At 67.1% G+C, this 17909-nt stretch carries 11 protein-coding genes; 7 read left to right on the top strand and 4 right to left on the bottom strand.

Annotated features, from left to right (window positions below):
• The first annotated feature begins 2 nt into the window (after nucleotides 1–2).
• The 4 genes from BHE75_RS00705 (at nucleotide 3) to BHE75_RS00720 (ending at nucleotide 7115) form a co-directional block, all read left to right on the top strand.
• A complete protein-coding gene (locus tag BHE75_RS00705; RefSeq protein WP_015458853.1) occupies nucleotides 3–3167 on the top strand; it encodes an efflux RND transporter permease subunit in 3165 nt (1054 codons plus the stop codon).
• Complete coding sequence (locus BHE75_RS00710; RefSeq protein WP_015458854.1) at nucleotides 3160–4584, top strand: efflux transporter outer membrane subunit; 1425 nt, start codon at nucleotides 3160–3162, stop codon at nucleotides 4582–4584. Before BHE75_RS00705 ends, BHE75_RS00710 begins: the two co-directional genes overlap by 8 nt.
• Nucleotides 4585–4757: 173 nt before the next feature.
• Entirely contained in the window at nucleotides 4758–6077 is a 1320-nt protein-coding gene (locus BHE75_RS00715; protein ID WP_070931703.1) for a UDP-glucose dehydrogenase family protein, read from the top strand.
• Nucleotides 6078–6113: 36 nt separating this feature from the next.
• On the top strand, nucleotides 6114–7115 hold the full coding sequence (locus BHE75_RS00720) for a fumarylacetoacetate hydrolase family protein (RefSeq protein WP_070931705.1): 1002 nt from the start codon (nucleotides 6114–6116) through the stop codon (nucleotides 7113–7115).
• A 38-nt stretch (nucleotides 7116–7153) separates the two neighbouring features.
• On the opposite strand, the gene BHE75_RS00725 is transcribed toward BHE75_RS00720, so the two are convergent.
• Nucleotides 7154–8023: an LLM class F420-dependent oxidoreductase gene (locus BHE75_RS00725; protein ID WP_015458857.1), complete on the bottom strand. Its 870-nt coding sequence runs from the start codon at nucleotides 8021–8023 to the stop codon at nucleotides 7154–7156.
• A 239-nt stretch (nucleotides 8024–8262) separates the two neighbouring features.
• On the opposite strand from BHE75_RS00725, the gene acnA reads away from it, so the two are divergent.
• Both acnA and BHE75_RS00735 read left to right on the top strand, forming a co-directional pair.
• Complete coding sequence (gene acnA, locus BHE75_RS00730) at nucleotides 8263–10941, top strand: aconitate hydratase AcnA (protein WP_070931707.1); 2679 nt, start codon at nucleotides 8263–8265, stop codon at nucleotides 10939–10941.
• 211 nt (nucleotides 10942–11152) lie between these two features.
• Nucleotides 11153–12343, top strand: a complete 1191-nt coding sequence (locus BHE75_RS00735; protein WP_254684319.1) for an NF038122 family metalloprotease — start codon at nucleotides 11153–11155, stop codon at nucleotides 12341–12343.
• A 293-nt stretch (nucleotides 12344–12636) separates the two neighbouring features.
• Here the strand turns inward: BHE75_RS00735 and BHE75_RS00740 are convergent, their stop codons facing one another.
• Nucleotides 12637–14601 (bottom strand): pyrroloquinoline quinone-dependent dehydrogenase, encoded by a 1965-nt coding sequence (locus tag BHE75_RS00740; protein WP_070931709.1) that lies wholly within the window; start codon nucleotides 14599–14601, stop codon nucleotides 12637–12639.
• A 171-nt stretch (nucleotides 14602–14772) separates the two neighbouring features.
• Nucleotides 14773–16089, bottom strand: a complete 1317-nt coding sequence (locus tag BHE75_RS00745; RefSeq protein ID WP_015458861.1) for a cystathionine gamma-synthase family protein — start codon at nucleotides 16087–16089, stop codon at nucleotides 14773–14775.
• 81 nt (nucleotides 16090–16170) lie between these two features.
• Here BHE75_RS00745 and BHE75_RS00750 point away from each other — a divergent pair, with 81 nt between their 5' ends.
• Nucleotides 16171–16530, top strand: coding sequence for a VOC family protein (locus tag BHE75_RS00750; protein ID WP_015458862.1), 360 nt, complete (start codon nucleotides 16171–16173; stop codon nucleotides 16528–16530).
• A gap of 298 nt (nucleotides 16531–16828) precedes the next feature.
• Here BHE75_RS00750 and BHE75_RS00755 read toward each other — a convergent pair whose 3' ends face one another.
• Nucleotides 16829–17848 carry a zinc-dependent alcohol dehydrogenase family protein gene (locus BHE75_RS00755; RefSeq protein WP_070931711.1) on the bottom strand — a complete coding sequence of 340 codons (1020 nt, stop codon included), beginning with the start codon at nucleotides 17846–17848 and terminating at the stop codon, nucleotides 16829–16831.
• Nucleotides 17849–17909 lie beyond the last annotated feature (61 nt).

A 17909-nucleotide genomic window follows, 5' to 3' on the forward strand; every position in this document is an offset into this window, starting at 1 on the left:
GCATGTTCGCCCGCTTCTTCATCGACCGCCCGGTCTTCGCCTGGGTGATCGCCCTCGGCATCGCGCTCGCCGGCGTGCTGGCGCTGCGCAACCTGCCGATCGAGCAATATCCGAGCGTGGCGCCGCCCTCGCTCACCGTCAGCGTCACCTATCCGGGCGCGGACGCGGAGACGCTCTCCACCAACGTCACCCAGGTGATCGAGCAGGAGCTGAACGGCGTCGAGGGCTTCCTCTACATGCTCTCGAACAGCCAATCGAACGGCACGGCGACGATCACCGTCACCTTCCGTTCGGGCACCGACCTCGACGTCGCGCAGATGGAGGTGAACAACCGCCTGCGCCGCGTGGAGCAGCGCCTGCCCGAAGAGGTGCGGCGTCAGGGCATCCAGGTGAACAAGGCCGGTTCCGGCTTCCTGATGATCGTCGCCATCTCGTCGAAGAGCGGGACGACCGACAGCCTCGCGCTCGGCAACGTCGCCTCCGCCAAGGTGATCGACGAGCTGCGCCGCGTGCCCGGCGTGGGCGACCTGCGCCTGCTGGGTTCCGAATATGCGATGCGCGTCTGGCTCGATCCCGACAAGCTCGCCGGCTACAGCATGTCGGCGGCCGAGGCGCTCGCCGCGGTGCAGGAGCAGAACAGCCAGACGGCCGGCGGCCAGCTCGGCGACCAGCCGATCGCCAAGGGCGCGGAGCTGAACGCCACCATCATCACCCAGAACCGCTTCACCAATGCGGACCAGTTCCGCAACATCATCCTGCGCGCCAATCCGGACGGATCGACGATCCGGCTGGGCGACGTGGCCAAGGTGGAGCTTGGGGCGGCGAGCTATGGCATCGGCACGGAGCTTTCGGGCCGGCCGATGGCGGGCATCGCCGTGCAGACCGTGCCGGGCGCCAACGCGCTGTCGACCGCCGAGGGCGTGCGCGCCCGGATGGAAGAATTGGCGCGCGGCTTCCCGCCGGACATCACCTGGTCCGTGCCCTATGACACCACGCCCTTCATCACCATCTCGGTCGAGGAAGTGGTGAAGACGCTGGGCGAGGCGATGGTGCTCGTCTTCCTCGTCATGTTCCTCTTCCTCCAGAATCTGCGGGCCACGCTGATCCCGACGCTGGTGGTGCCGATCGCGCTCGCAGGCGCCTGCCTGGGCCTCTGGCTGTTCGGCTTCTCGATCAACGTGCTCACCCTGTTCGGCATGGTGCTGGCCATCGGCATCCTCGTCGACGACGCCATCGTCGTGATCGAGAATGTCGAGCGCATCATGAGCGAGGAGCATCTGAGCCCGCGCGACGCGACGGTGAAGGCGATGGGCCAGATCACCACCGCCATCATCGGCATCACGCTGGTGCTGATCGCCGTGTTCGTGCCGATGGCCTTCTTCCCCGGATCGACGGGCGGCATCTACCGCCAGTTCTCGATCACGCTGGTCGTGTCGATCGCCTTTTCGGCACTGCTGGCGCTCACGCTCACGCCCGCGCTCTGCGCGACCATGCTGAAGCCGCACGATCCCGAGGCGAAATCGCGCTTCCCCTGGCTCCAGGCCTTCTTCAACCGGTTCAACGGCTGGTTCGGCCGCACGACCGATGCCTATCAGGGCCGGGTGGGCAAGATCATGTCCCGCCCGCTGCGCTGGCTGGCGGTGTTCGTGGCGCTGGTCGGCCTGACGGCGCTCCTCTTCCTGCGCCTGCCGAGCAGCTTCCTGCCGAACGAGGACCAGGGCTATGCCATCTCGATCGTCCAGGCGCCGCCGGGCGCGACCCTGGAGCGGACCGAGGAAGCCATCCGGCAGATGAAGGATTATTATGCCGAGCAGCCGCAGATCGACCGCTATGTGCTGATCCGGGGCTTCAGCTTCTTCGGCCAGGGCCAGAACGCGGCGATGATGTTCGTCGTGCTGAAGGACTGGAAGGACCGCAAGGGCCAGGAAAACGGCATCGAGGCCTTTGTCGGCCGTGCGTTCGGCGCGCTCATGCAGATCAAGCAGGCGATGATCTTCACGATCAATCCGCCGCCGATCCGCGAGCTGGGCAATGCCAGCGGCTTCACCTTTATGCTGCAGGATCGCGGCGCGCTGGGGCATGACAAGCTGGTCGAGGCGCGCAACATGATGCTGGGCCTCGCCAGCCAGAGCCCGATCCTCACCGGCGTCCGCCCGGAAGGGCAGGAGGATGCGCCGCAGCTCAAGGTGGAGATCGACCGCGTCAAGGCGCGCGCGCTCAACCTCTCGATCGGCGACGTCAACGCGACGCTCTCGATCGCGTTCGGATCGGCTTATGCCAACGACTTCGCCTATGACGGCCGCATCCTGAAGGTGATGCTGCAGGCGGACGCGCGATCGCGCATGACGCCGGAGGACGTGCTGAACCTGCGCGTGCGCAACACGCAGGGGCAGATGGTGCCGTTCGGCGCCTTCACCACCGCGCAATGGACCTCGGGCTCGCCGCAGCTCCAGCGCTATAACGGCTATCCGGCGATGACGATCTCGGGCCAGGCGGCGCCGGGCCGCTCGTCGGGCGAGGCGATGGACGAGATGGAGCGGCTGGCGCAGCAGCTTCCCGACGGCTTCGACTTCGAATGGACCGGCACCTCCTATGAGGAACGCCAGTCGGCGGGTCAGGTCGGCGCGCTGCTCGGCCTTTCGCTGATCGTCGTCTTCCTGCTGCTGGCCGCGCTCTACGAAAGCTGGTCGGTGCCGGTGGCGGTGCTGCTGGTAGTGCCGCTGGGCGTGCTGGGGGCGGTGCTCTTCTCGATGATGCGCGGGCTTTCGGCGGACGTCTATTTCAACGTCGGGCTGATCTCGATCATCGGGCTGGCGGCGAAGAACGCGATCCTGATCGTCGAGTTCGCGATCGAGCGCGAGGCGGAGGGCCGATCCGTGTTCGATGCGACGATGGATGCGGTGAAGCTGCGCCTGCGGCCGATCATCATGACGTCGCTCGCCTTCATCCTCGGCATGGTGCCCCTGTTCATCTCCACCGGCGCCGGCGCTGCCAGCCGCCGGGCGGTGGGCACGGGCGTGATGGGCGGCATGATCGCGGCGACCCTGCTCGGCATCTTCTTCATCCCGCTTTTCTATCTGGCGGTGCGCCGCTGGCTGACGCGCAAGGCGCCGCATGCGCCCGGTGTGTCGCACGGCCCCGATGGCGGGGAGACGGCGCATGGCTAAGCGCATTCTCCTCCCGCTGCTGGCCGCGACGGTGCTGGCCGGCTGTTCCTTCGCGCCCGAGCATAGCCGGCCGCCCTTCGCCGCGGCGCCGCTCTATCCGCCCGAATATCAGCCGGAAGCAGGCATGCGGAAGGCGACGGAGATCGGCTGGAAGGATTTCTTCACCGATCCCCGCCTCCAGGCGGTGATCCAGATGGCGCTGGACAATAATCGCGATCTGCGCATCTCGGTGGAACGGATCGCCGAGGCGCGCGGCCAATATCGCATCCAGAATTCCGCGCGCCTGCCGGAAATCGCGCTGGACGGCGGCTTCACCCGCAGCCGCACCAACAACGGCCAGTTCAACCTGCCGGGCGGCGGCACCGTCGGCGGGCCGGAGACGCTCAACCGCTACGATATCGGCGTCGGCGTGGCCTCGTTCGAGCTCGATTTCTGGGGTCGGGTGGCCAATCTGTCGGAGGCCGCGCGTTCCACCTACCTGTCGACGGTCGCGGCCGAGCGGGCCTTCCGCCTGTCGCTGATCCGCGACGTCGCGGTCAATTATCTCCAGGCGCGCGAGCAGGCGGAGCGGATCGCGCTGGCCGAGCAGACGGTGAGCAGCCGGCAGGAGGGGCTTCGCATCGCCAAGCTCCGCCTCGATGCCGGCGTCACCTCCGCGCTCGATTATCGCCAGGCGGAAACGCTGCTGACCCAGGCGGAGACGGAGCTTGCCAATCTGCGGCTGGCCCGCGCCCAGACCCGCAACTATTCCTACGTGCTGGTCGGCCGGCCGATCCCGGACGATCTGCCCGATCCGCTGCCGATGGCGCGGCAGGGCATCATCCGCGATATCGGGCCGGGCCTGCCGTCGGACCTGCTCAACAACCGGCCGGACATATTGGCGGCCGAGGAGCAGCTTCGCGCCGCGCGCGCCAATGTCGGCGCGGCCCGCGCCGCCTTCTTCCCGACGATCAGCCTGACGGGATCGGCGGGCTTCGCCTCCAACCAGCTCGACGGCCTGTTCAAGGATGGCGGCACGACCTGGAGCTTCGGCCCCAGCATCCGCCTGCCGATCTTCGACTGGGGCGCCACCAAGGGCAATCTCAGCGTCGCCGTCGCGCGCGAGAACATCGCGGTGGCCACCTATGAAAAGACGGTGCAGACCGCCTTCCGCGAGGTGGCGGACGCACTGGCCGGGCGCCGCTGGCTGGCCGATCAGGTCGCCGCGCAGGAACGCGCGGCCAACGCCCAGCGCCGCCTCGCCGAACTGGCGCGGTCGCGTTACGACAATGGCGTCGCGCAATATATCGAGGTGCTCGATGCCGAGCGTAACCTGTTCTCCGCCGAGCAGAGCCTGATCCAGCTCCGCCGGGCGGAACTGGCCAATCTGGTCTCGCTCTATGTCGCGCTGGGCGGCGGGCTGACGTCGCAGGAATGAACGGCGCGGGTGCCCGGCAACGGCCTGGCCGGGCATCCGCCGCCGCCCTTGCCGGCCCGTATCCGGTGCGGCCCGGCGATGGCCGGCCTCCGCTCATGGGGCTCCGGTTGCGGCGCGGCATGGTCGATGCTAGCCGATGGCCGGCAACCGCTTACAAGGGGAAATAGCCCACCATGCGTATCGCAATGATCGGCACCGGCTATGTCGGGCTGGTGTCCGGGGCCTGCTTTGCCGATTTCGGTCATGACGTCATCTGCGTCGACAAGGATGCAGGCAAGATCGCGGCGCTCGAGGCGGGCGGAATCCCGATCTACGAGCCTGGGCTCGACGCGCTGGTCGCCGGCAATGTCCGCGCGGGGCGGCTGTCCTTCACCACCGATCTCGCCTCCGCCGTCGCCGGGGCGGACGCGGTGTTCATCGCCGTCGGCACGCCCTCGCGCCGGGGCGACGGGCATGCCGATCTCTCCTACGTCTTCGCCGCCACGCGCGAGATCGCGGCCGCGATCACCGGGCCGACCGTGGTCGTCACCAAATCGACCGTGCCGGTCGGCACCGGCGACGAGGTGGAGCGCATCATCCGCGAGGTGGCGCCCGATGCGGAGGCCTATGTCGTCTCCAACCCGGAATTCCTGCGCGAAGGTGCGGCGATCGAGGATTTCAAGCGGCCGGATCGCATCGTCATCGGCCTGGAGGACGAGCCCGCCCGCGCGGTGATGCAGGAAATCTACCGCCCGCTTTATTTGAACCAGGCGCCGCTGCTGTTCGTCGGCCGGCGGACGTCCGAGCTGATCAAATATGCCGCCAACGCCTTCCTGGCGGTGAAGATCACCTTCATCAACGAGATCGCCGACCTTTGCGAGGTCGCCGGCGCCGACGTGCAGCAGGTGGCGCGCGGCATCGGGCTCGACAACCGCATCGGCGCCAAGTTCCTCCACGCCGGCCCCGGCTATGGCGGGTCCTGCTTCCCCAAGGATACGCTGGCGCTGCTCAAGACGGCGGACGATCATGAGACGCCGCTGCGCATCGTCGAGGCCACGGTGAAGGTGAACGACGCGCGCAAGCGGGCGATGGGCCGCAAGGTCATCAAGGCGATGGGCGGCGACGTGCGTGGCCGCACCGTCGGCGTGCTCGGCCTCACCTTCAAGCCCAATACCGACGACATGCGCGACGCGCCGTCCCTCTCGCTGATCCAGACGCTGGAGGATGCCGGCGCCAGGGTGCGCGCCTTCGATCCCGAAGGGCATGAGCAGGCAAGGCCGCTGCTGCCCAATGTCGATTTCGCCGAGGATCCCTATGCCGTGGCGGACGGCGCCGACGCGCTGGTGATCGTCACCGAATGGAACGCCTTCCGCGCGCTCGATCTCAAGCGGATCGCCGGCCTGCTGGCCGCGCCCGTGCTGGTCGACCTGCGCAATATCTATCCGCCGGAGGAGGCGCTGCGCGCCGGGCTGCGCTATACCGGCGTCGGCCGCGGCGATGCCGATGAAGCCTGAGGACGAACGCCGGAACATGAATCAGGGAGAGGCGGAATGAAGCTGGCATCGCTGAAGCAGGGGCGTGACGGGCGGCTGGTGGTCGTCAGCGGCGATCTCGCCTGGTGCGCGGATGCGACGCACATCGCGCCGACGCTGCAGGCCGCGCTGGACGATTGGGAGAATGTCGCGCCCGGGCTGGAACTGCTCGCGACCGATCTCGCCCATGAGGCGATCCCGATGATGCGCTTCCACGAACGGCTGGCGGCGGCCCCGCTGCCGCGCGCCTATCAGTGGGCGGACGGATCGGCCTATGTGAACCATGTCCAGCTCGTCCGGCAGGCGCGGGGCGCGGAGCTGCCCGAAAGCTTCTGGACCGATCCGCTGATGTATCAGGGCGGGTCCGACGGCTTCCTGGGGCCGCGCGATCCCATCCCGCTGGCGGACGAGGCCTGGGGCTGCGATCTCGAGGCGGAGATCGTGGTGGTGACGGGCGACGTCGCGCAGGGCAGCGATCGCGAGACCGCGCTGGGCGCGATCCGGCTGGTCGGCCTCGTCAACGATGTGTCGCTGCGCAACCTGATCCCGGCGGAGTTGGCCAAGGGCTTCGGCTTCGTCCAGTCGAAGCCGGCCTCCGCGCTGTCGCCGGTGCTGGTGACGCCGGACGAGCTGGGGGACGGATGGCGCGACGGCAAGCTCCATCGCCGGCTGGACGTCGACATCAACGGCGCGCCCTTCGGCCGCACCCAGGCGGGTGAGGACATGACCTTCGATTTCGGCACGCTGATCGCGCATCTCGCCAAGACGCGCAGCCTCTGCGCCGGCAGCATCATCGGTTCGGGCACCGTTTCCAACCGCGATGCCGATGGCGGCCCCGGCCGGCCGATCGCCGATGGCGGGCGCGGCTATAGCTGCATCGCCGAGGTGCGGATGGTGGAGACGATCCTCAACGGCGCGCCTTCGACGCCGTTCCTGAAGCGGGGCGATACGGTGCGGATCTGGGCCGAGGACGATCGCGGCCACAGCATCTTCGGCGCGATCGAGCAGACGGTGGGCTGAGCCCGACTCCAGGTCAGGCCCGCCCCCCGGCCGCGCGCTTATTCGAAGCGCGCGATCACGTCGTCGGCGTAGCGCTTCACGCTGTCGATCATCTGGCCGACATCCTGGGTTCCGGGATGATAGAGGTGCCAGGGCTGCATCAGGATATGGGTGATGCCCTGGTCCTCCAGCCGCTTGTAGCCGTCGACGTCGAACACGTCCGAGGGCGAGGCGAGCACGTCGAACGGCAGGTGATCGCGGCCATATTCGCGGCGCAGCTCGCGGATGCGGGCTATGCTTTCCAATATCTCGGCCGCCGGCTGCAGATCGGTCAGCCAGCCTTCGCCCACGCGCGCCGCGCGCTTCAGCGCGGCATCGGATATGCCGGCGATCCAGATCGGCACCGGGCCGGCGGGCTTCGGATTCATCTCGATCCGCGGGAAATCGTAATATTTGCCGTGATATTCGACATATTCGCCCGTCCACAGCAGCTTCATGATCTCGATCATCTCGTCCGCGCGCTTGCCGCGCGTGTGGAAATCCTGCCCCAGCAGGCCATATTCGTCCTTCGACCAGCCGACCCCGCAGGTCAGCACCACCCGGTTGTTGGAGATGGCCGACACGGTCGATACCGCCTTGGCGACCAGGAAGGGATTGCGCATCGGCAGCACGAAGGCGTTGGTGGTGAAGCGGATGCGCTTGGTGATCGCCGCATAGGCGCCCATCATCACCATCTGGTCCGGCCAGTCGGTGAATTCGGGCCAGCGCCGCGAGCCATCGGGTGTATAGGGATAAGGCACGGTCAGCGTTTCGGGATTCACGACATGATCCGACATGGTGATCATCGCCCAGCCGGCCTCGTCGGCGGCGACGGCGATATCGGGCAAGGCGGGCACCGGCGCGAAGGCGGCGGACAGGACGAACTTCATCGGCAAATCTCCCAAGGGGCTTTCTGTTTGCCGGCAGGTTTCCATCCGATCGGCCGGGAGGAAAGCCCCGCGCGGCATCCGTGGCCCGATCGGCCGCGATTGGCCCGTTCTGCGCACCGCTTCCTGCGCGGGCCTGCCGGTCCGCACCGGCCCTTTCGCCCGATTCAGGCTTTCCCCCCCCGGATGCGGCCTGCTAAGGGCGCCGGGACTCTCGCATCCGCAGCATAGGGAACAGCGCCATGACCGCCGTCGGACAGGACACGCTCAACACCCGCACGACTCTTCAGGTCGGCGGCAAGACCGTCCATTATTACTCCATCCCGAAGGCGGCCGAGAAGCTCGGCGACGTGTCCCGCCTGCCTTTCTCGATGAAGGTGCTGCTGGAGAATCTGCTGCGCTTCGAGGACGGCGTGACCGTGACCGCCGAGGATATCCAGGCGATCGCCGACTGGCAGAAGGATCGCACCTCCGAACGGGAGATCCAGTATCGCCCGGCCCGCGTGCTGATGCAGGATTTCACCGGCGTGCCCTGCGTGGTCGATCTGGCCGCGATGCGCGACGCGATGAACGCGCTGGGCGCCGACGCCACCAAGATCAACCCGCAGGTGCCCGTGCACCTCGTGATCGACCATTCGGTGATGGTCGACGAATTCGGCACGCCCAAGGCGTTCGAGGACAATGTCGAGCTGGAATATCAGCGCAACGGCGAGCGCTATGAATTCCTGAAATGGGGTTCCAAGGCGCTCGACAATTTCAAGGTGGTGCCGCCGGGCACCGGCATCTGTCACCAGGTGAACCTTGAGAATATCGCCCAGGCGGTGTGGACCTCGGCCGATGCGGACGGCGCCACCGTCGCTTATCCCGATACCTGCGTCGGCACCGACAGCCACACCACGATGATCAACGGCCTCGGCGTGCTCGGCTGGGGCGTGGGCGGCATCGAGGCGGAAGCCGCCATGCTCGGCCAGCCGGTGTCCATGCTGATCCCGGAAGTGGTCGGCTTCAAGCTCACCGGCGCGCTGTCCGAAGGCATCACCGCCACCGATCTCGTGCTCACCGTCACCCAGATGCTGCGCGCCAAGGGCGTGGTCGGCCGCTTCGTCGAATTTTACGGCCCCGGCGTCTCGGCCCTCAGCCTCGCCGACCGCGCGACCATCGCCAACATGGCGCCGGAATATGGCGCGACCTGCGGCTTCTTCCCGATCGACGGCAAGACGCTCGATTATATGCGCCTCACCGGCCGCGACGAGGAACAGATCGCGCTGACCGAGGCCTATGCCAAGGCGCAGGGCTTCTGGCTGGATCCCGCCGCCGCCGATCCCGTCTTCACCGACACGCTCGAGCTGGACATGGGCACGGTGGTGCCGTCGCTCGCCGGCCCGAAGCGCCCGCAGGACAAGGTGGTGCTGACCCAGGTGGACGAGGTGTTCAACAACGACCTCGAGACCGTCTACAAGAAGGCCGCCGCCAAGCGCGTTCCCGTCGAGGGCCGCGATCATGACATCGGCGACGGCGACGTGGTGATCGCCGCGATCACCAGCTGCACCAACACCTCCAACCCCAGCGTGCTGGTCGCCGCCGGCCTCGTCGCCAGGAAGGCGGTGGAGAAGGGCCTGAAGCCGAAGCCCTGGGTCAAGACCTCGCTCGCCCCCGGCAGCCAGGTCGTCACCGACTATCTCAAGAAGGCGGGGCTGCAGGAATCGCTCGACGCGATCGGCTTCAACCTCGTCGGCTATGGCTGCACCACCTGCATCGGCAATTCCGGCCCGCTGGCCGCGCCGATCTCGGCCGCGATCAACGGCAACGATATCGTCGCCGCCTCGGTGCTGTCGGGCAACCGCAACTTCGAGGGCCGCGTCTCGCCGGACGTGCGGGCGAACTTCCTCGCCTCGCCGCCGCTCGTCGTCGCCTATGCGCTGAAGGGCACGGTCACGACCGATTTCGTGAACACCCCGATCGGCAAGGGCAAGGACGGCAGCGACGTCTATCTGAAGGACATCTGGCCGACCAACGACGAGATCCGCGCGGTGATGGACGGCGCGATCGATCGCGACATGTTCCAGAGCCGCTACGCCCACGTCTTCCGCGGCGATCAGCGCTGGCAGGCGATCGACGTGACGGGTTCGGACACCTATAGCTGGCCGGCCGGCTCCACCTATGTCGCCAACCCGCCTTATTTCGAAGGCATGTCGATGACGCCGGCGCCGGTCACGGACATCCGCGATGCCCGCCCGCTCGCCATCTTCGCCGATTCGATCACCACCGATCACATCAGCCCGGCCGGTTCGATCAAGGCGGATTCGCCCGCCGGCCGCTACCTGCTCGAGCATCAGGTCTCGAAGGCGGACTTCAACAGCTACGGCGCGCGCCGCGGCAACCATGAAGTGATGATGCGCGGCACCTTCGCCAACATCCGCATCAAGAACGAGATGATCCCCGGCATCGAAGGCGGCATGACCAAGTATATCCCGTCCGGCGACGTGATGGCGATCTACGATGCGGCGATGAAGTATAAGGCGGACGGCACGCCGCTGGTCGTCGTCGCCGGCAAGGAATATGGCACCGGCTCCTCGCGCGACTGGGCGGCCAAGGGCACGACCCTGCTCGGCGTCCGCGCCGTCATCGCCGAAAGCTTCGAGCGCATCCATCGTTCGAACCTCGTCGGCATGGGCGTGCTGCCGCNCCAGTTCGCCGACGGCGTCGATCGCAAGACGCTGAAGCTGGACGGCACCGAGACCTTCACGATCGAGAATGTCGCCGGCCTTCGCCCGCGCCAGGCGGTGACGGTGAAGCTCACCCGCGCCGACGGCACGACCGAGACGTTCGAGACGCGCTGCCGGATCGATACCGTCAACGAGCTCGATTATTTCCTGAACGGCGGCATCCTGCCCTACGTGCTGAGGAAGCTCGCCGCCTGATCCGGCGACGATCGGGAAAGAAGAACGGGGCCTGCGGCAGAGATGTCGCGGGCCTTTTTCTTTGTCCCGTATTGGGGCGACCCATAATCTCCCTTGACCTGAAACCGCTAACCACCCCTTATGGTTAACGCAGAGTGACCGACTCCGGCCCATAGGCGGGCATCATGGAACGGGCGGGAGCCGTGGTCCTTGGGAATCAGGGGAATCGACCATGACCATGCTTGCACATCGCTTTCGTAAAACCTTGCTGGGGACGGCCCTTGCCGTCGGTCTCGTGGCTGGCGCAGCACCCGCCAACGCCGTCAGCATCGTGTTCACCGACGACGGCACCGTCGCGGGCTCGGCCGCCGAGCGCGGCTTCAACATCGCCAAGAGCTTCTGGGAGCATGTGCTCACCAACGATGTGACGATAAACATCAACATCAGCTTCTCGTCCTTCGGTGATCCCGACATCATCGGCGGTGCGCAGAGCAATCTCTACGTCCTCGATATCCCGACCTATCAGGCCTATCTGGGCGCGACGGGCACGACCAATCTCGATGCGGTGAAGGTGCTGCCCACGCTCACCAACGGCGCGGTTTCGGTGGTCACCCCCGGTTATGTGGACGAGGCGAACAAGCTCGGCGTCGATACCACCAAGCGGGTCTTCGACAATGACGGCAGTGCCAACAACCAGGAAATCGGCATAAACTCGTCGGTCATCAAGGCGATCGGGCTTGGCGCCTTCATTCCGGACGAGCCCGACGGCGACATCACGTTCAGCTCCGATTTCGCGTTCGACTTCGACCCCACCGACGGCATCGATGCGAACAAGATCGATTTCGTTGCGGTGGCGATCCATGAAATCGGCCATATCCTGGGCTTTACGAGCGGCGTCGACGATTATGATTATGTCGGTGGACCGAATGGGCCGCTGGCAGGCGATCTCGCCGATTATCCGGTGAACGAGGTCTATTGGGGCTATGTGATGGATCTGTTCCGTTACGCCCAGAGCAACGACGGCGCCGAGCTGAACTGGGCGCCCGGCGACGACGCCTATTTCTCGATCGACGGTGGCCAGACGGCCTTCCTCGACGGCTATTTCTCGACCGGCGAATATAATGGCGACGGGCGGCAGGCCTCGCACTGGAAGGATGCCAGCGGCAACCTCCAGCTCGGCATCATGGACCCGACCGTGGCTTATGGGCAGATGGGCGTCGTTCGCGGGCTCGATCTCGCCGTGTTCGATGCGATCGGCTGGAACACCAATATCGATGTGCTGGCCAACCCGAACTGGTCCTACACCACCGCGCAGGCGGCGGTGCCGGAAGCGGCGACCTGGGCGCAGATGATCATCGGCTTCGGCTTCATCGGCGGCACGCTCCGCCGCTTCGGCGGCCGGCGGAAGGCCGCGATCGCCTGATCCGCCGCATCGGCGGAAGAATCAGCCCCGGTGAGGCGGTCTCATCGGGGCTTTTCTTTCGGGCCGGTCTGCCGGCATCGGTTCGGTCGCCGGCCGGGATGCGTTACGAGATCGCCGATCGCGTCAACGTCTATGCCAACTATGCCCGCGGCTACAGTTCCGGCGGCTTCAACGGCGAAACCAACGAAGTGGGCGCGCCGAAATCCATCCCGCGACAAGGCGGGCGGCTCGGGCAGGCCGGGCGGTTCACCCGGTGCCATCGGAGGATAAGCCGCCTCGCCGGCCGCGCCGGATCATTTGGGTTCCAGCGCGAAGGCGACCAGCGAGTCGCCGATCTTGGTGCCGAGATATTTGTGGCCGCCGGCCGCGATGGCGACATATTGGCGGCCGTCCTGCTTCAGTCGGTAGGTGACGGGCGTCGCCTGGCCGCCGGCGGGAAGCCGGCCCTTCCATAGCTCGCGCCCCGTGCGGATATCGAAGGCGCGCAGGAAATTGTCGGTCGCGGCGCCGATGAACACCACGCCCGATGCCGTCACCACCGCGCCGCCCATGTTCGGCACGCCCAGCTTCAGCCACATCGGCCATGGCGCGAGATCGCGGGTGGTGCCCAGCGGCACTTCCCACAATTTCCTGCGGGTCTTGAGGTCGATCGCCAGCAAAGTGCCCCAGGGCGGCCGCACGCAGGGTGCGCCCAGCGGCGACAGCATCGGCACCATCGTGTTGCCGTAAGGCGTGCCGAAGCTCGGCAGCAGGCGTTCGCCGCGCGCCAGCATGGCATCGGTTTCCTTGCGCGGCACCATCTTCACGATCGCCGGCACCTGCGTGGTGTTGACCACCAGCACCTGGTTGACCGGATCGATCGCCATCCCGCCCCAATTGTTCACGCCCATGAAGCTGGGGAAGAAGATCGTCCCCCGCGTGGAAGGCGGGGTGAACACGCCCTCCCAATTGGCGCTGCGGAACAGATCGCGGCACTTGCCCTTGTCCCAGAAGGTGAAGCCCCACATGTCGTCCTCGGTCATGTCCCGGCGCACGATCATCGCCGGGTCCTTGGGGAAGGGCTGGGTGGGCGACAGCTTCTCGCCGGGCAGCGCGCCGGCCTGCGGCACGGGGCGTTCCTCCACCGGGAACAGTGGCTCGCCGGTTTCGCGGTTGAGGATGAAGATATGGCCCTGCTTGGTCGCCTGGGCGAGCGCCGGGATCGATCGGCTGCCCTGCTTCAGATCGAACAGCAGCGGCTGGGCCGGCACGTCATAATCCCAGACGTCATGATGCACCGTCTGGAACCGCCAGCGCGGCTGGCCGGTGCGCGCGTCGAGCGCCACCACCGAGGAGGACCAGTAATCGCGGTTGCCGCGATCGATGCCGATATGGTCGGGGCCGGCATTGCCGGTCGGCACGAAGATGAGGTTGCGCGCCGGATCGGCGGTGAGCGGCGCCCAGCTGTTCGCCGTGGCGCGGACATAGGGTTCGCCCGGCGGGGCGTTGGCGGTGTCGGTGACGCCGGGCGGCAGCGGGTTCCATGCCCAGGCGAGCTTGCCGCTATGCACGTCGAAGGCGCGGATCACGCCGGCCGGCACGTCGACCCGCATATTGTCGGGGATGCGCCCGCCCAGCACGATCTTGCCGTCCACCACCACCGGGGGCGAGGAGATCGCATAGTCGCCCGGCTGCACCGGGCCGAGGCCCTGGGTGAGATCGAGCACGCCCTTGTCGCCGAAGCCGGCGCAGGGCTGGCCGGTTTCGGCATCCAGCGCCCGCAGCCGGCCGTCGATGCTGCCGACGAGGATGCGGCTGACGCATTCTGCGGGCGCGGGGCCGTTGGCGGGTGCGGGGGCAGGATCGCGATAATAAGTGACGCCCCGGCAGTTGATCAGATAGGCGTTGGTGGCATCCGCCTTGTAATTCTGCGCCCAGATTTCCCTGCCGGTCTCGGGATCGACGGCGGCGACCTTGCCCAGGCCCGAGCAGACGAACATCTTGCCGTCCGCCACGATCGGCGTCGCCTCGAACGTCGGCGATACGCCTTCGGGCACGTCCAGCTTGCCGATATGGTAGGTCCAGGCGGGTTTCAGCCCGGCGACATTGGCGGTGGTGATCTGGGTGGCGGGCGAATAATGGGTGGCGTCCGCGTCGCCGCCGTAGAAGCGCCAGTCGGCGGTCGGCCCGCTGGTGTCGATCGGCCCCGAATATCCGCCGCCGCACCCGGCCAGCAGCAGGACGCCGCCCCACATCGCCATTGTCCGCTTGTCGCCCATCCCGCTCTCCGATCGTTTTTTCCGCACGGTTGTGCATTGGCGTTTCGCGGCCATGCAACAAGGAACGCAGCGGCGATCGGGCCGAATGTTCGCGTCCGGCCAAGCGGGGGCGATTTCCTCCCCGGCCGCCAGCCGGGGAGGATCGGGATCAGCCGGTCTGGAAAATCCCGCTCAGACGGCCTTCAGCGCCTGCTCCATGTCGGCGACCAGATCGTCGGCATCCTCGACGCCGATCGATATGCGCACCAGATTGTCGGTGATGCCCAGCGCCAGCTTGCGTTCGTCCGGCACCGAAAGATGGGTCATCGCCGCCGGCGCGCTGGCCAGCGTTTCGGTGCCGCCGAGGCTGACGGCGAGCTTGGCGATCTTCAGCGCGTCGAGGAAGGCGAAGCTCTCCTTCTCGCCGCCCTTCAGATAGAGCGAGAAGGTGGAGCCCGCCCCCGTGCAGTGGCGGCGATAGATGTCGGCCTGGCGCGATCCTTCCTCCAGGAAGCCCAGATAGCCCACCGTCTCCACCTTGGGATGATCGCGCAGATAGGCGCAGACCTTGGCGGCATTCTCGCCCGCCCGGCTCATCCGCAGCTCCAGCGTCTCCAGGCTGCGCAACAGCATCCACGCCGAATGCGGATCGGTGATGGTGCCGATCGTGTTGCGCATCGCCCGGATCGGCGCGATCGCCGCCTTCGATCCCACCGCGCCGCCGGCCACCAGATCGCTATGCCCGCCGGCATATTTGGTGAGCGAATAGAGGACGAGATCGGCGCCGTGGCGCAGCGGCTTCTGCCAGAGCGGGCCGAGGAAGGTGTTGTCGATGGCGATCGGCGGCGCATCCGGCCCGGTGCCGAACAGCGCATCGCGCGATGCCTTCACCGCCTCCACATCGACCAGCGCGTTGGTGGGATTGGCCGGGCTTTCCAGATAGATCAGCGCCACCCGCCCCTCAGCCTGCGCGCGGCCGAGCACGGCATCGATCTCCTCCCGGCTGGCGCCGGCGGGGAAATCGAGCCAGTGGACGCCGAAGCGGCCGAGGATCTTGCCGATCAGCGTTTCGGTGGCGGCGTAGAGCGGCGCGGAATGGACGATGATGTCGCCCGGCTTCACCAGCGCCAGCAGCACCGTGGCGATCGCCGCCATGCCGGAGGAGAAGGTGAGCGCGTCCTCCGCATCCTCCCACACGCCCAGCCGGTCCTCCAAAATCTCCTGATTGGGGCCGTTGAAACGGGAATAGACGAGGCCCTCCGCCCCGCCCGGCCGCTTGCCGGTGACGCCTTCGAAATGGCGTTTGCCGGCGGCGGCATTTTCGAACACGAAGGTGGAGGTGAGGAAGATCGGCGGCTTCAGCGCGCCTTCCGACAGCATGGGATCATAGCCGTGGCCCATCATCAGCGTGGCGGGCTTGAGCGGACGGCCGCCCAGCTCCACCACGTCGGGCTTGGGGCGGCGGCGCGGGGTGGCGCCGCTCAGATCGGCTTCTGTTTCGTCTTTCATGGACCATCCTGTATCGATCGACCCGCGACGCGGGTGTTATGATCCGCAGCCTATCGCAGTCGGGACAGGAGGGGGAGGAAAATGCCGATCGCCATCGTATCGATCCCGGTCGCCGATCAGGCGCGGGCCAGGGGCTTCTATACCGACATCATGGGATTCGCGGTGATGCGCGACGAGGCGATGGGGCCGGATTCGCGCTGGATCCAGCTGCAGCCGCCGGGCGGCGGGGCATCGATCACCTTGGTCAACTGGTTCGATGCGATGCCGCCGGGTTGCCAGCAGGGGCTGATGCTGGGCGTGCCCGATATCGAGGCCGAACATGCCCGGCTGGCGGGGCTGGGGGTGGAGGTAGCGCCGATCCGCAAGGAGGCGTGGGGACGCTATACGATGGTGGCGGACCCGGACGGCAATCGCTGGGTGGTGGCGGAACTGGCCGCCTAGGCGGCGTGGATGGATCATGGCGCGGGTGAGGTCCGATTCAGGGATCTCTCCAGGCGACCACCTCTCCCCCGTCATTCCCGCGAAGGCGGGAATCCATTGTGTCGGGTGCTATCGACTCAATCGAGCCAACCGCGTCCATGGTTAGCTACGCTGGCCTATGGCTCCCACCTGCGCGGGAATGGCGGATCTTTTGTGTGATTTCCGTAGCTTCTGCTTCCGGCAACAGCTTGTGCTGACAGTTTGATCCGGGCGCGCGAAGGCAGGGCCGCCGGGCTTTCGCGCGGGTCAAGGCTGGCGCCTACACCGATATCACCACCTTGCCGAACAGGTCGCTGCCGGACTGGTAGCGATAGGCGTCCACCGCATCGTCGAAGGCGAAGACGCGGTCGATGACGGGGCGGATGCCGTTGGCCTCCACTGCGGCGTTCAGCCGCTCGGCCATCGCGCGCGATCCGACGAAGATGCCGCGCATCGTCGCGCCCCGCGTCATCAGCGCCAGCGGGTTGGACTGGCCTTCGGCGGCGAGCAGGCCGATGATGCCGATTTCCCCGCCATAGCCGATCGCCTGCATCGACTGGGCGATCGTGCCCGGCCCGCCGACCTCGACGATATGGGATATGCCGTTCGGCCCCGCCGCCTCCGCCGCGGCCGCGCCCCAATCGGGCGTGGCGCGATAGTTGATGCCGTGGGTGGCACCCATCGCGCGGGCGCGCTCCAGCTTGGCGTCGGAGGAGGAGGTGATGATCACCGCGGCGCCGGCCGCGCGTGCGAGCTGGAGGGCGATCAGCGAGACGCCGCCCGTGCCGAGTAGCAACACGGTATCGCCCGGCTGGAGCCGCCGGGGGCCTTCCATCAGCGCGTTCCAGGCGGTGATGCCGGCGCAGGGCAGGGTGGCGGCTTCCTCGAACGAAAGCGACGGGGCGATCGGCACCACGGCACGTTCGGGCAGCAGCGCATATTCGGCGAGCATGCCGGTGGCCGGCGGCGCGCCGAGCGAGGTGGCGACCTTGCGTGCATCGGCCGGCCCGTCCTCCCAATCGAGGAAGAAGGTGCCGGTGACGCGATCCCCCACCGCGAAGCGCGTGACGCCGGCCCCGATCGCCGCCACCTCGCCTGCGCCGTCGGAAAGCGGAATCGCAGCCGTCCGGATCGGCCCGCCGAAATAGCGGCCCTGGATCAGAAGCTGGTCGCGATAGTTGAGCGAGCAGGCCCGGACCTGGATGAGAATCTCGCCGGGGCCGGGCACGGGCGTGGCGATTTCGGCCTGGCGCAGCGCTTCCAGCCCTTGATGGCCGGGTTCCAGAACATATGTCCGCATCGTCACGCTCCTTGCCTCTGTCCGTCATCCTGGTCGAACGGATGGTCATGTTCGCCGACTT

The organism is Edaphosphingomonas haloaromaticamans, assembly GCF_001853345.1.
GTDB lineage: Bacteria > Pseudomonadota > Alphaproteobacteria > Sphingomonadales > Sphingomonadaceae > Sphingomonas_E > Sphingomonas_E fennica.

Coding starts and splice junctions, on each gene's coding strand:
- BHE75_RS00705 (WP_015458853.1), top strand. CDS start 3: ATGTTCGCCCGCTTCTTCATCGACCGCCCGGTCTTCGCCTGGGTGATC.
- BHE75_RS00710 (WP_015458854.1), top strand. CDS start 3,160: ATGGCTAAGCGCATTCTCCTCCCGCTGCTGGCCGCGACGGTGCTGGCC.
- BHE75_RS00715 (WP_070931703.1), top strand. CDS start 4,758: ATGCGTATCGCAATGATCGGCACCGGCTATGTCGGGCTGGTGTCCGGG.
- BHE75_RS00720 (WP_070931705.1), top strand. CDS start 6,114: ATGAAGCTGGCATCGCTGAAGCAGGGGCGTGACGGGCGGCTGGTGGTC.
- BHE75_RS00725 (WP_015458857.1), bottom strand. CDS start 8,023: ATGAAGTTCGTCCTGTCCGCCGCCTTCGCGCCGGTGCCCGCCTTGCCC.
- BHE75_RS00735 (WP_254684319.1), top strand. CDS start 11,153: ATGACCATGCTTGCACATCGCTTTCGTAAAACCTTGCTGGGGACGGCC.
- BHE75_RS00740 (WP_070931709.1), bottom strand. CDS start 14,601: ATGGGCGACAAGCGGACAATGGCGATGTGGGGCGGCGTCCTGCTGCTG.
- BHE75_RS00745 (WP_015458861.1), bottom strand. CDS start 16,089: ATGAAAGACGAAACAGAAGCCGATCTGAGCGGCGCCACCCCGCGCCGC.
- BHE75_RS00750 (WP_015458862.1), top strand. CDS start 16,171: ATGCCGATCGCCATCGTATCGATCCCGGTCGCCGATCAGGCGCGGGCC.
- BHE75_RS00755 (WP_070931711.1), bottom strand. CDS start 17,848: ATGCGGACATATGTTCTGGAACCCGGCCATCAAGGGCTGGAAGCGCTG.